Origin of the sequence: Flavobacterium odoriferum, from assembly GCF_025499515.1 — a bacterium.
Lineage (GTDB): Bacteria > Bacteroidota > Bacteroidia > Flavobacteriales > Flavobacteriaceae > Flavobacterium > Flavobacterium odoriferum.
This window is the reverse complement of record NZ_JAMKFA010000021.1, coordinates 1-13,288: the sequence shown is the minus strand read 5'-3', so window position 1 is coordinate 13,288 and position 13,288 is coordinate 1. Positions and strand designations below refer to the sequence as shown.

Sequence of the window (13,288 nt, the reverse complement as noted above, 5' to 3'; positions counted from 1 at the left end):
AGACGGCTTTCTTTTTTTTCCTTTTTTCTTTTGCAAAAATGTGTGTGGGGCATCTCGGTTTTCAATCACATTTCGGGCAATCACGAAGGAAAGACGAAGGAAGTTAACCTGTTAAATCCTTGTATTATGGACACAATTTTTATCAAAACCCACCAACCTGGGGCGCACTATGCCAAACCGCATTTTTTCGTATTATCAAAAGGACTAAATAGCGGAAAACCTAGCAATGAACCTTTTACAAACAGCTTTGTACTTGTATTTCAAACCGAAGCTCAAAAAGAAGACATTTTTTGGATAGCCATGAGCCTATGGAAATCCAAATTCTGGATGCCTTTTCTTCGTGGTTCGGTTATTCCGTTCTTATCTCTCTATGAATTCAAAAAAGAGTTCAATCCAAAAGCCACCCGATTAATGCGTGAACACGAGCTGCACCATAAAAACATCCAAGCGCTCAAGCTGCTGCAAGAACAAGAAGCTCACCACGCAAAAAACATCCACTTAATCAACGAAATTCGTAACGCCATCTTACTCCGTTACAGAAACAAATAACACAAACCTGGCCCCGATGGGCTAGGTTTTTCCATTTCATCAAATTTCCAAAAATAATCCCTATCCCGAAGCAAAACAATACATAACCGCAATATAAACGCACCAATTAAATAAAATTGGAAAAAGCGATGCAATTGGGTATAAAACCAAAAAAAGCCCCTGAAATAGGAGCTTTTGATTGCAATTTTTAAGCAAATTTAGGTTTATTGAACCCTGTCTTCCTGTGGAACTCTCGGTTCGTCGTCATCTTGTACAGCAGTTTGCGATACTGCCGACAATACACCACCGCCCAAAACCAAATAACCTGCAGCTGCAACTAATCCAGCCGGCAATGCAATTGGTGAAGCGATGATAGTTCCTCCAACGGTTGCCAAGGCTAAACCAATTGTTCTCAATACTTTGAAAAACTTTGGTGTTGGAGCTTTTACTCTTTGAACGATATTCATTTCATTACTTTTCATGTTCGTGATTTTTAAAGATGGATAATTACTCACTTATTTTTTTTAATTGTTTCGCTTTGGTGTTCGTGAATGCAAAGCATTTCTAATTTTTGTACTCGGTGTTCTAAATAATCTACTTTTTGGTTCAGTAAATCACTACTACTTTTAAACTCGGTTTTAATTAATAATGCCATGGTTTTTACTTCAACAAGGTCTTTTTCCATTCTTTTGAAATCTGTGTGCAATTGTTTGATAAAATAGGCTACAACCGATAATAATAAGCTTATTAAACTTCCAAAAAGTACCATTAATTGTGGAGCTTGTTCCATGGCATAACAAGTTTAAAATTGGAAATTGTTTTCGATACTAATCTTGTTTGCTTTGTTCTTTGCTAATGCAACTAACTTAGGATAAATCATTTGGTAAGCCATAACACTTTGCGTAACTCGGTAATCGCCCTGGATAAGTTGGAACCCAAATCCACAAAGCGGACATCCTGCAGTATCTTCAATCGTATTTCCTGTATGGATATACACATAACTGAAATTTGGTAAACCTGTAATTTCAATCATACCTTCATGAACTTTTCCAAATGCTTTTTTGTAGTTGACATTTTTTGCACCCCAAGTATTAAGCTGTAACGAATAGGTTCCAGTAGGTATGGCAGTTTGTTCCTTGATTTTTTCTGTTCGTATTTTATCCTCAAGTAAATAACATTGAAAAACTCCGTTGATATATAATTGGCTTAATGTACTTTGTTTGCCCTGTGCTACGCGAATGATTTTTGTTTCCATGGGAATTGAATTAGTAAGTTAAAACAAAAAATCCCCCAGAGTTGCTGAGGGATTTGTAAGTAGGATTCTTAAAATGCGTCCTCAATTTTCAAGCAGTTACCTGTTGCAAATAAGTAATAGTTTGAACCTACTTTTTGGTAGAACTCAATTCCAATACCTTGAAGAACGGTAACATCAGTTGATGGCGTAATACCATTTGGCAAAGTTGCTGTAATGGTAGTTGCAGTTGCAGGAGCATACAAATCCAAGAAAGTGCTGAATTGAACATCACTCACTTCATTCTGTGCTGTGTCAATAGGATCATAACTATTCGTTACAGCATTGTAAGCAAAGTCACTCACTACAGAAAGCGTGTGAATCAATCTAAAGTGAGTAGCACCTGCAGGAGCATTAATCAAATTCGCTGGATTAAACGCAGGAATTACAAAATCAGCAGTGTTTCTTGCTGGGTCATGCGTAACACTGTAAGGAGCATTGAAAATACCATTTAAGGAAGTGTTTTTGTCAAACTCAAAACCTACCAAGTAATTTCTTTGAGTAGTAATCTCAATTTTGCGATACCCTCTGGCTTCGGTTTGGTCTTCCAAATTGATTTTTTTCATGATAGCTGTTAAACGTCCTGCTACTTGCGTATCAGACATTTGCTTCACGATTTGTGATAAACCAGTTCTAACCGATTTTCCTGCTTTAGCACAAGCACCAAACTCGTTCATGTTCTCACGAGTTCTTTCAAATTCTGGAGCTGATAAAACTTGCTCCCCTGAAGGTCCACCTACCATTCCGGCAAAGTACCCTTCTTGTCCTTTAATTTTAAAGTGGCGAACATCTCCAAGAGTCCCCACATACTTTAAAACGCCTTTCTGTCTAGCCATTTTGTAAAGATTTTAGAAGTTAATATTTAAGTGAAATTTTATACTCAAATATCATTCATTATCTTTGATTTACAATAACTTAAAATACTGAAAATCAATGCAATACAACGCAAAAGCACCCTATTTAGTGGAAACCCATTGGCAAATAGATGAAGTCAAAGATGGGGACAGCATAATCATTAGCAATCTTTTCACTCGTTTGCGAAAAGAGATACGACTATATGGTTTAGATGCACCAGAAGTAAAGTACAATAGAAAGATGAAAGAGGACGAACTGAAAACACGTTTAGCAGCCCAATTTTTAATCCAATTAGGATTAGAAGCCTTGCATTATGTTTTGGAAGTAGCACCGCCTAAAACGGTTGTAACGATAATTACAGAACAGGATAACTTTTACGATTATTGGAACCGACAATTAGGATATGTAATCTTGCCAGGAGGGGAGTGCTTGAATGATTTGCTTTTGATCAATGGATTTGCAAAAGCAACAGACGAATATTATTGTGGACGATTAGCAGAATTTCAAAAAATGAATCGCAAAGCACAACTTAAAAAAAGAGGTATTTACAAGCATGTAAAAAAGTTCTGATTTGTTGTACTTATGTTGTACTAATGGATGTTTGAAAACTAAAAATATCAATAAATATGGTGCTTTACAGGCGTAATGGAGCTAAACCGCTGTTAGCAGAAGTTTTTATTTACCGTACTTTAATTTAAAATCATTAATTTTATCTTCATTTATTTCTCCATTGGAATCTAATACTTTTTCTTTAAGAAGCCAAGTTATGAAATTTTTTATCATATTTTTTACCCCAAAACCTGCAATTCTACCTGTGTTTGAGCTATCGATAATTTTTTTTGAATTAACAAAATAAATAGTCATATAGTCATCACTTTCAAAAGAAGTTCCATTGTCTTTAAATTGAAGATTAATTATTTCGTTTCCTAATTTATCAATTATTGAATATTCTGAATAATTAATTTTTTCAAATTTTAATGTTTCAGTATTATCAACTAATATAGAATTTTTTTTTATTTCCACATTTTGTGCATAACTAAGAGTTGTCATTAAAGTTAAAGATAACCAAATAAATTTTTTCATATGTTTCATTTTTTTTGTTTAAATTTCTGCTAACGTTTTGCAGCTTGGCGAAGTGGCGGTTTTAGAAGCACTTACTTTCAATTTAGCACTAATGTTTATTTGAAAACCAAATGTTCAATTTAGCACTGAACCCGCCATTTTGCCAAACTGCTGTTGTATGCTGTTATTTTTTTCGGTTCATTCTTTTTTTAGCACGTTTGGCTTCTTTTTTGCTTCGTTGCCATTGCCAAATTTTATGTTGTATAATTCCTAAACTAATTATAGAAAACCCTTTTGTTGGTTTTTTTAATTCTTCTGGGATTTTCCATTCAGCATTTTGTTTACTCCAATCTATTCGCTTTTCTCTATCAGTTGGATTATATTTTAAGTTTGACTTTTTAAAGTCGTTATTGTTAAATTTTTCTACAATTCGTTTAAGCAACAAAAAAGTGTCTTTTTCGTAATCCGAAATTTCACTCTCGGATTTTTCAAAGTAATAATCAGGTTCGGATGTCCAAAAAATCAGAGAAGCAGTTCCTTTATCACACTTTTTACTTTCAATTATCCATTTCAGAATTTCAACTCCATCATCCCAATTATAGTTTTCAGCAAGATAATATTGGTCTGTAGAATTTAGCTTTTCAAAAAGTTTAAAGTCAGGTAAATAATTTTCGTCATCGCTATCGAATGAAAATTCAATGAAATTTTCTCGAATAAATTTTTCCTTATATGGTAATATTATCATTTTGTTCGTTTTTCTGCGGTTTTCAAATATAATAGCATACAACGTTCTGAGGCTTGAATTAATGGCGAACCAAAGCACCAAACCTTTACAAATATAGAAAAAACTTTAAATTAAACAACTGTGCCATTGAGGATTTTCCGCAAGCCCAGCCATTAATGCAAACCGCTGTTGTATACAGTGTTGTATTTTCACGAACTGAAAAAAATCAACACAACGTTTATCCACAAAGTTTGGTTCGGTTTTCAATTTTCTGCAAAGTTTTTCGGTTGAGAATTGTCTCTAAATTGCTAAAATCCGAAAATTGTCTTTGAAGGTTTTCCACAAAGTTTAGATTCAGTTTTTCATTATCACGCAAGATTTTTCGATTACAATTTTCATTAATTTTCTTGCGAAAAAATAGGAGCGAAGCGTTCTGCGTAAGTTCGGAAAATACATTGTATACAACGTTTTGCAGCTTCACGAAGTTGCGGATTTTCAACACTTTTGATTACAAATATAGACAAAATTTAGTTTCAAAAATTACCAATTCTGATAAATCCCAAACCCCGCAATTTCGTGAAACGGCTGTTAGCGGAAGATTTCATTTATTTTCACTTTAATGCTATCTCCATAATATTGTAAACCTTCTAAATGGTTTTTGTCAATTTCCATAAAATATTTTGGTTCATTTGCTTCATCAAAAATTTTTCTCCCAAATTTAATTGGTGTTCTTTTGTCTTCTTTTGAATGAATAATTAATATTGGTTTTTTGTTTTTCTTTATCTCTTTTTCTGCTCTTATTCCGTCATATACAACATTTGCCACGAAACCTGCTGTATAAACAGCTTCTTTTCTGTGCGAATAAAACGCTCCTTCAATTATCATTCCTTCAATATCATTTTGTCTGTTTGAACCAACTACAGATGCTAAATGTCCGCCATAGGATTGTCCAAAAATTATCACTTTTTTATTTTTAAAGATTGGATTATTTTTTATAAAATCTAATGCAGAATATGCGTCAGTTAATACATTTTTCCTTGTTGCTTTTCCGTCAGAAAAGCCATAGCCGCTATAATCAAATGTAAATACTTGAAATCCTTTTTCAGTGAGTTGGCTTACCATTTGAAAATGATATCCCAATAAATTTCCGGCACTTCCGTGATAGTGTAAAAAAATTAAGTCTGTTCTTAAATTATTTTTTGGAGATAATAACAAACCAGACAATTTATTACCTGATTTACTTACGAAATCTATTGGTTTAATTTCATAAGTCTTGTTTAATCTCACCGTATCTTTAAATATACAGATTGTCGATTCTAAAGCGTCTCTTTCAATGTGATGTTTTTCGCCATTTATTGCAAATGGAGGCAAATTATTAAAATTCCTATTTTTTTCTAACTTATTAGCTCTATGGAACAAACTACTAAATTGGCAAGAATTTAAAATGTTTAGAAGTATGATTAATAAAATTAAATTCAATATTTTTTTTAACATATCATTTTCTGCGTTTAGTTTTTCAAAATTTTCCGCTAACGTGTCGCGGCTTCAAGAAGTGGCGATGAACCAAGACCAAGCCTTTACAAATATAACTAAAACTTTAAATTAAAAACCTTTCCGATTTCAAATAAATCCCGAGGCTAGCCATTTCTTGAAACCGCTGTTGTGTGATGTTATTCTTCTAAAATTTTATTATAAAAACTATATTGTTCATCAATTAGTGTTAAGGTTGCAATAATCAATAAATTCCATTGTTCACTATTTAATTTAAACTCTTCATGTGAAGATCTAAAATGTACAATTGAATTTCTTAATTTATAAAAATATTTATAATCACTTTGATTTTGAAGATTTGGATTTGATTTTTGAAAATTATCAAATGAATTTTTAGTATTTTGTTTTGCGATACTGAAAATTTTTTCTAATGCGTCTTCTTCTCTTGGTCTCCAACTGGTTATGTTTTCCAATTCGGATGAAAATTCAATAAAATTCAATTTTGTATCAACTCTTTCGTGGAAATCTTTTAAATAATTTATTGGAAATAATCTTTCAACAAGTCTGTATAATTCTAAAAACGAATGTTTAAAATTCGTTGATAGTAAACTATGTAATAATAGATTGTATGAGATGTTTTTTGAACCTACAAGAGATATTTCTGTAAAAGTTTCTAGTACAAATTTATTAAATTCTAAAATTAAGTAATTTGGATTGTTAGAATATATATATACTAAAATTCGATATAAATTTTCATCTTTAAGGATTGAATTTTCTGTAATTTGAAATAGTTTAATTGGTTCTAAATATGACAATATTTCAAAATAATCATGACCTTTGTAATCAGCATCTTTGTGTTGAGACATTATATTATCGTCAAACTCTAGCAAGTTTGCTGTTGGGTTTATTTTCAGTAAACCTTCCGAAATTAATAATGTTATTAGTCCTGAATTTAATTCTGTTACCAGTAATATTGAAGGATCTTCATTAAAATTTTGCATATTTGCTCCAATCACTGCAATGTATTTTAATCCATTAAACTCCAAATTAAATGCTCTAATACTTGGAAGAAAGAATTCAACACCACTTATATTGGTTTCAATCAACCATTTTTTTTCTTCTTCTGTAGTAGAAAAATATCTTCTTCCAGTTTCAGTTTTGATTTGTGATAGCTCAAACAGTTGTTTGCAAATATTATTAAAAGCTTCAATATTTGTTTTAATCATATTCCTCATGATATATTATTTAGTATGATAACCAACAAACATCCATGGAATTAATATTTTTTGCTTCTTCAATTAAAACTTCAAATGATTTTGTAAAAAATTCTCTTTCAAAATCTCCAACTCTCGATGATTTTACAGAAAGTTTTTCACTTAATAAATTTAATGAAAGGAAAGTTCCTAATTGCTCGTTTTCATATTTATGTAATTTTTCTATTATCGTTTCTAAACTTCCGAAAATTTTTATTTTAAGATATTCAATCTCCTCTTGTGTTCTTTCTACTCCAGGTCTTCCATATATACTTTTTGCTATTGCAGTTATAAAACCAACTCTAGCAGGCTGACTTTTAAATAATTCAATTCCATTTGAAAACCTATGTTCATTAATTGGAGACTGATATCTACTAATTTCTATATCAATTAAAGTCAAACTTTTTAATGAATTATAGAAAATATCAGAAAATGTTGGGTTTTCAGTTGCTTCAATAAAGTCTAAACGTGTAAACTCATCGGCTAATCTCTCTTTAGTATCAACTTTTTCTTTTCTACCTCCAAATGCTAGATATAATTCAATTAAATCATTAGCGTGATACTGACCGCCTTTTGTTCTTCTACTTGGTTCATCAACCGTATATACTTCCATTTCAGGAACAGCAACTGATATTTCATTTATCATAGTACTGAACACTGTTTCAATTTGTCTTCTTAAATTCCAAGGAACTTGACCAGTATTTAAAATTAACATTCTGTAAATTAGACTATTTAATTTTGTTGATATCCAAAATTCAACTCTTATTAACTGATGTTGATTTGCTCCTTCATCAATTGCTTCGTTTAATGCTGTAGTTCTTTGCATTCCATCAATAATTGTTAAATTTCCTTCGACAGGAGCATTAATTATATTGATTAAATTTTCTAGGTCTATAGTTGGTATTTCCATAAACTCATCTTTATTAACAATCAATCCTAATACAATTGGAGGTAGGATAGTTCCAGATTTTATATCTTTTACCATTTGTTTCCTTATTCTCATTGCAGAACTTGATTTTAGAGGTTCTCTTTGTCCTTTAATACCTCCTTTTTCTAAATAAATTTTATTTATTAATTCAATGTAATCAATAATTGTCATTTCCACAATCACAGAAAAGCAATTGGTTCTTGTATCTTTAAGTCGAGATATATTATTTAATTGCATATAAGTTTTTTTTAAGTAAAGATTTTATTGATAAAGATAACTAATTATTCTAAAAGAAAAATAAATTTTATTAATTGCACAGTTTTGATATAATATCACACAACGTTTTGCAGCTTGGCGATGTGGCGGATTAAGGAAGCCTAAACTTTCGGTTAAACACTGACTATGCAAGTACAAAACCAACTTTAAATTAAGCCCAAAACCCGCCATATTGCCAAACTGCTGTTAGCAGAAGTTTCTTTATTCATCATTTAATTATTGTGTCATAAATTATTGCAATTATTGATGCTAAAATTCCAAAGGTAAACATTCCTATAATGTATGCGGAAAATGCTTTTAGATAACTAGAAAATTTTCTTTCAAAAACACTTCCAATTGCAAAACTAATATATGCAAAAACTAGCCAATAAATCGCACTACTTAAAATTGGAATTTTGAAATATTTTGAAATAATTGGTTCAATAGATAACAATAACATAGATTCACCGACTACAAAGCAAAGAATAACAATGACTTCATAAAAATTGAATTTATATTTTCTGAAAAAAATATTGGTCCAAAAAGCAACAAATAAAAGCATCAAAATATTTGCATATCCATAATTTCCTTGAATCCAATTAAATATTGTGATAATGCTTGAATTTCCATAAATTTCTTTAAATTTTTCCTCGTTTTCTATTACTATTTGAAGATAATTTACAACTAGAGTATAGATAACGGAGGATAAAATTAAAAATGTTAATGGCTTTGTAAGTTTATTTCTGTTTGTTTTTAGATAAGCGGAAATGTTTTGAGGTGGTCTTAATAACAATTCCTTGAAAGTATATAAAAACCCCTTTTCATAACCAATTAAGTTAAGAAATTCATTTTTCGCATAATTTCTGTCAATTCTGTCAAAGGTAGAATTCTGTCCGCAGTTACTACAAAAATTTCCGATTACAACTTGTCCGCAATTTTGGCAATTTTCGCTCATTTTATTTTAAATTTCTTGAACTTATTTCATTTTTTAATTCTTTTTCAAATTCATTTCTTTTCTGTCCACGGATAAACAGTATAAAAGCAAAGAACAAAGGAAAAAAAGTAAAAAAGGTAAATCCGCTTTTTACTGCGCTATATGCAAAAACCCCTAAAAGTAATCCAATTAATGATGCATTTATTATTTTGTTAGTGTCAAATTTCTTTTTTTCTTGAAGTAATTCTTGGTCATTTAATTCTTTTAGCTTTATTGATTCCATTTCTATAATATAAATTTTTGTTTGTTTGCGGTATTTTTATGAAATTTCTGCTAACGTTCTGCGGCTTGCTCTCAGTGGCGTTACACCAACACCAAGCCATTACAAATATAACAAAACATTCCATTCAGCAGCGGATTTTCCGCAGGAAAATCCGGAAGTAGCCATTGAAGCAAACCGCTGTTGGCAACTGGTTTTTTTAATACAAGAAAGTACATTTTCCTTTCCCTTTTTCAATTTTTATTAATTCATTGGAATCTGAAAATAAAATACAGTTAAAAGAATATATTAATTCGATACCTTTAGAAGGACTTTCAAATTCCCTAATGCTTTCAATTTGAAAATTATTTTCATTAAATGGTGGTTTTCCAAAATCTGTTGATAAATAACTTATTCCTGTATTATTAATTAATTGCGAATAATCAATATAGTTAATTAAGACTTGTGTTGTCAAATTTTTATAATTGTCAACATTCCAATATTCAAGTCTTGTTCTATTGAAAAAAGTATAAAAATCATTGTATTCATTATATTTGAAATAATTATTAGAATTAAGTTTATTTATTGATTCATAGGCTATAAAATTAATAAAAGGTGTTTTTAATTCTTCACTATTCGATATTTTATAAGCAAAATCAAATCGAAGAGAAACAGAATCTTGTAGTGTGTTGTTCACACTTCTTCCAGAGGTAAAAGGCTCAGTACTAACTAAAATTTCTCCGTTAAATTTTCCAATAAAGTAATTGTCATAATTTACTAATGTATCTAATGCAATTGAATAATCATTATCAATGTTTGGATTGAAATCTACAGGTTCATTATCACAAGATAGAATTGAAAATATTAATATTGTTAAATAAATTATTTTTTTCATAGTTATGTTTTTTAACTTGTTGCCAACGTTCTGCGGCTTGCTCTCAGTGGCGTTGCACCAACACCAAGCCATTACAAATATAACAAAACATTCCATTCAGCAGCGGATTTTCCGTAGGAAAATCCAGAAGTAGCCATTGAAGCAAACCGCTGTTGTAAACAGTTTAATTTTCTACGTCGATTGTAATTTCACCATTTAGTTCTATAAATCTATCTTTATCAGGAATTTTAATAAATAGTTTTATTTTATTATCATCGGTTGATTTTGGTTTGAATTGATAATTAAAAAATGTAGAATTATTACTATTTACTTTAATTTTTTTGTTGTCTTCAATTTTATAGAACTCGTATTTCGGTAGTTTATGTCCAAATGGATGAAGTAAAACAGCTATACTATCTTTTTTTCCAACTTTTGATGTTTTATTATGAGGAACACCAACTAAATGTAGGGAATATAAAAAATCTTCCTCAGCTTTCTTTATAGAATCTTTTAGGTTCTTATTTTCCTCTTCAAGTAAAGTAATTTTTTCAGTCAAAATTTTTAATTCTTCCTGTTCGATATCATTTTTATTACAACTTAAAGTAATAATGATTAATGTCGTAAGTAGTATTTTTTTCATAAATTGTTTACAACGTTATGCGGCTTAAAAATGTGGCGAAAATGCAACACCAAGCCTTCACAAATATAGCCAAAACTTTAAATTAAACAACTGCGCCATTTCAAAAATTCCCGAAACCAGCCATATTTTTAAACCGCTGTTGTGTGCTGCATAATATTTTCTGAACTTAAAAAACTCAACGCAAAGTTTTTCGGCAAAGTTCGGATTGTCACGCAAAGCATATTTTCACGCAACGTTTGGTTTCAGTTTTTCATTTCACAACGGATTTTCCCGAAAACGTAATTTCAGCACAAAGTTTATCGACAAAGTTCGGTTCGGTTTTCAACTATCACGCAAAATTTTTCGGTAACAATTTCAATAAATTTCTTTCGGAAAAATAGGAGAGAAGCTTTCGGCGTAAGTTCGGAAAATATGTTGCACACAACGTTTTGCGGCTTGCTCTCAGTGGCGTTGCACCAACACCAAGCCATTACAAATATAACAAAACATTCCATTCAGCAGCGGATTTCCCGTAGGAAAATCCGGAAGTAGCCATTGAAGCAAACCGCTGTTAGCAGCTGGCTTTATTTTTCTAAATGAATTTGAAAGCCAACTCCAATCATAAATGTTTCTTCTCTTAATGTACTATTTAATTTATTAGAAATGTAGTCTAATGATAGTTCTACAGCAACACTACTATTTAAAAAAATTGCCGATCCAGCTTTGAATCCGTATCCATTGTTGTGAAACTTTCCATTATCATTACCATCAACTGTTTTTGAACCACCTTCGTAATAGTTATAATTTCCTTGTAAAAATATGTTTATTCTTTTTTCTGAATTTAAAAAGTAATATCTAACAAAAGGTCCAACTCCAAAATATTGATAGTCTTCAAATATATTGTCATAAGTATAACTTAAACTAATTCCACCAGCTAATTTGTCATAAAAAAAATAACCGATATTCGGTGAAATAGAAAATATAGTTCTGTCATCATAAGGTTTAGTTCCATCTGATAATTTTTCAGTTTTCGTTGTTTTAAAATTACCGCTTCCGCCAACTAACCAATTATTTTTAGTTATTTGGGAATATGATAATGATGTAAAAAACAAAATAATTGTAAAGATTTTCATTTTGGCTTAATTTATTATTCGGTTCTTTAATTTACGTTTTTGCGGTAAGCTTGCTGCTAACGTTAGGTAGCTTAACAATGTAGCGGACTAAATAAGCCTTTCACCTTGTTTTATCACTACACATCAAAGATAAGAAAAAAACTTTAAATTAATCACAAACCCCGCTATATTGTTAAACTGCGGTTGTGTGCTGTTTTTTTTATTCTTTTAAAATTGAATTTATATCTTCTACTTTTCCAAAAACATATATTTCATAATCTTTTTTAATATTTTCGAATTCTCCTTTTCTTCCATATAAATTGAATTTTTCACTTAAATTTCTGTCGCAATAAATCCAAGCCTCATAAGTGTCGCAACAACCCCAAAAATGCACTTTAAAATCATATTCTTTATAAACTTCATGCATTTCTTTTTCATAAAATTCAGTAGATTTTAATTTTCTTTGTTTTTTCGATTTATTGATTTGAATAAAAAAATATCCACTGTATTTTATCCATTCATAACTATTAATATAAGGAATTTGTATATTTTTATTTTCGGATACTTTGTTTATAAAATTACGAGCAGAATTTAAATCTTTTGTTTTAAATCTGTATTCAGAGAATATGTTTTCCGTACTTAAATCTTTAAATGGATTATTTGTAACATTGAAAGCACCTTTAGAACTTACAACTTGATTACATTCTGAATTAAAGTTCACCTGTTCAATGATTTTATTATCTAAAACTATGTAAATTCTATAGTCATAACCACATTTATACATTTGATTAGTTTTTTCGCCTTTCCAAGTGTTAATCAAATTTGAAATTACTGATTTATCAGTTATTAAAGTTTTTTTCGGTTCTAATGAATTTCCGTTTTCGTCAATTTTAAATAATTCATTGAATATATAAAATTCATATTCCTTATTTTTCAAATCTAATTCAGGTAGAACTTGATTTTGAGAAAAAATCTTTACAGTTAAGAGAAAAAATATTAAAATTAAAGTTTTGTTTTTCATATTCATTTTTCATTCGAATTTTGTGGTATAATAGCACACAACGTTCCACGGCTTGTTTTCAGGTGGCAAATTCAGCACCAAG

General features: G+C 30.2%; 17 protein-coding genes. 2 read left to right on the top strand and 15 right to left on the bottom strand.

All coding sequences use genetic code 11. From position 1 onward, the window contains the following. Positions 1-126: 126 nt before the first annotated feature. Positions 127-549 carry a DUF6943 family protein gene (locus M9Q43_RS12910; protein WP_035118826.1) on the top strand — a complete coding sequence of 141 codons (423 nt, stop codon included), beginning with the start codon at positions 127-129 and terminating at the stop codon, positions 547-549. A gap of 203 nt (positions 550-752) precedes the next feature. Here the strand turns inward: M9Q43_RS12910 and M9Q43_RS12905 are convergent, their stop codons facing one another. The 4 genes from M9Q43_RS12905 to M9Q43_RS12890 all read right to left on the bottom strand — a co-directional run bounded on the left by M9Q43_RS12905 (position 753) and on the right by M9Q43_RS12890 (position 2,655). Further along, positions 753-1,010 (bottom strand): hypothetical protein, encoded by a 258-nt coding sequence (locus M9Q43_RS12905; RefSeq protein WP_309508540.1) that lies wholly within the window; start codon positions 1,008-1,010, stop codon positions 753-755. Between the two features lie 29 nt (positions 1,011-1,039). After that, on the bottom strand, positions 1,040-1,318 hold the full coding sequence (locus M9Q43_RS12900) for a hypothetical protein (RefSeq protein ID WP_262319284.1): 279 nt from the start codon (positions 1,316-1,318) through the stop codon (positions 1,040-1,042). 12 nt (positions 1,319-1,330) lie between these two features. Next, a complete protein-coding gene (locus M9Q43_RS12895) occupies positions 1,331-1,783 on the bottom strand; it encodes a DUF5675 family protein (protein WP_262319283.1) in 453 nt (150 codons plus the stop codon). A 68-nt stretch (positions 1,784-1,851) separates the two neighbouring features. Next, positions 1,852-2,655, bottom strand: a complete 804-nt coding sequence (locus tag M9Q43_RS12890; protein WP_023572017.1) for a hypothetical protein — start codon at positions 2,653-2,655, stop codon at positions 1,852-1,854. Positions 2,656-2,752: 97 nt separating this feature from the next. On the opposite strand from M9Q43_RS12890, the gene M9Q43_RS12885 reads away from it, so the two are divergent. Continuing rightward, the gene (locus tag M9Q43_RS12885; RefSeq protein ID WP_262319282.1) at positions 2,753-3,244 is read left to right on the top strand and encodes a thermonuclease family protein; all 492 of its coding nucleotides are present in this window, start codon (positions 2,753-2,755) and stop codon (positions 3,242-3,244) included. 105 nt (positions 3,245-3,349) lie between these two features. Here the strand turns inward: M9Q43_RS12885 and M9Q43_RS12880 are convergent, their stop codons facing one another. The 11 genes from M9Q43_RS12880 to M9Q43_RS12830 all read right to left on the bottom strand — a co-directional run bounded on the left by M9Q43_RS12880 (position 3,350) and on the right by M9Q43_RS12830 (position 13,206). Continuing rightward, entirely contained in the window at positions 3,350-3,757 is a 408-nt protein-coding gene (locus M9Q43_RS12880) for a hypothetical protein (protein ID WP_262319281.1), read from the bottom strand. Between the two features lie 163 nt (positions 3,758-3,920). Then, positions 3,921-4,481, bottom strand: a complete 561-nt coding sequence (locus M9Q43_RS12875; protein ID WP_262319280.1) for a DUF4274 domain-containing protein — start codon at positions 4,479-4,481, stop codon at positions 3,921-3,923. Positions 4,482-5,048: 567 nt separating this feature from the next. Further along, entirely contained in the window at positions 5,049-5,954 is a 906-nt protein-coding gene (locus tag M9Q43_RS12870) for an alpha/beta hydrolase (protein WP_262319279.1), read from the bottom strand. A gap of 176 nt (positions 5,955-6,130) precedes the next feature. Further along, positions 6,131-7,186 (bottom strand): hypothetical protein, encoded by a 1,056-nt coding sequence (locus M9Q43_RS12865; protein ID WP_262319278.1) that lies wholly within the window; start codon positions 7,184-7,186, stop codon positions 6,131-6,133. Between the two features lie 10 nt (positions 7,187-7,196). Then, the gene (locus M9Q43_RS12860) at positions 7,197-8,369 is read right to left on the bottom strand and encodes a hypothetical protein (RefSeq protein ID WP_262319277.1); all 1,173 of its coding nucleotides are present in this window, start codon (positions 8,367-8,369) and stop codon (positions 7,197-7,199) included. A 247-nt stretch (positions 8,370-8,616) separates the two neighbouring features. Next, positions 8,617-9,342 carry a DUF3667 domain-containing protein gene (locus tag M9Q43_RS12855; RefSeq protein ID WP_262319276.1) on the bottom strand — a complete coding sequence of 242 codons (726 nt, stop codon included), beginning with the start codon at positions 9,340-9,342 and terminating at the stop codon, positions 8,617-8,619. Between the two features lies 1 nt (position 9,343). Beyond that, entirely contained in the window at positions 9,344-9,604 is a 261-nt protein-coding gene (locus tag M9Q43_RS12850) for a hypothetical protein (protein ID WP_262319275.1), read from the bottom strand. Between the two features lie 196 nt (positions 9,605-9,800). Further along, a complete protein-coding gene (locus M9Q43_RS12845) occupies positions 9,801-10,475 on the bottom strand; it encodes a hypothetical protein (protein WP_146603309.1) in 675 nt (224 codons plus the stop codon). A 163-nt stretch (positions 10,476-10,638) separates the two neighbouring features. Then, complete coding sequence (locus tag M9Q43_RS12840) at positions 10,639-11,094, bottom strand: hypothetical protein (RefSeq protein ID WP_262319274.1); 456 nt, start codon at positions 11,092-11,094, stop codon at positions 10,639-10,641. 563 nt (positions 11,095-11,657) lie between these two features. Beyond that, the gene (locus M9Q43_RS12835) at positions 11,658-12,206 is read right to left on the bottom strand and encodes an outer membrane beta-barrel protein (RefSeq protein WP_072783505.1); all 549 of its coding nucleotides are present in this window, start codon (positions 12,204-12,206) and stop codon (positions 11,658-11,660) included. Between the two features lie 199 nt (positions 12,207-12,405). Continuing rightward, a complete protein-coding gene (locus tag M9Q43_RS12830; RefSeq protein ID WP_262319273.1) occupies positions 12,406-13,206 on the bottom strand; it encodes a hypothetical protein in 801 nt (266 codons plus the stop codon). Positions 13,207-13,288 lie beyond the last annotated feature (82 nt).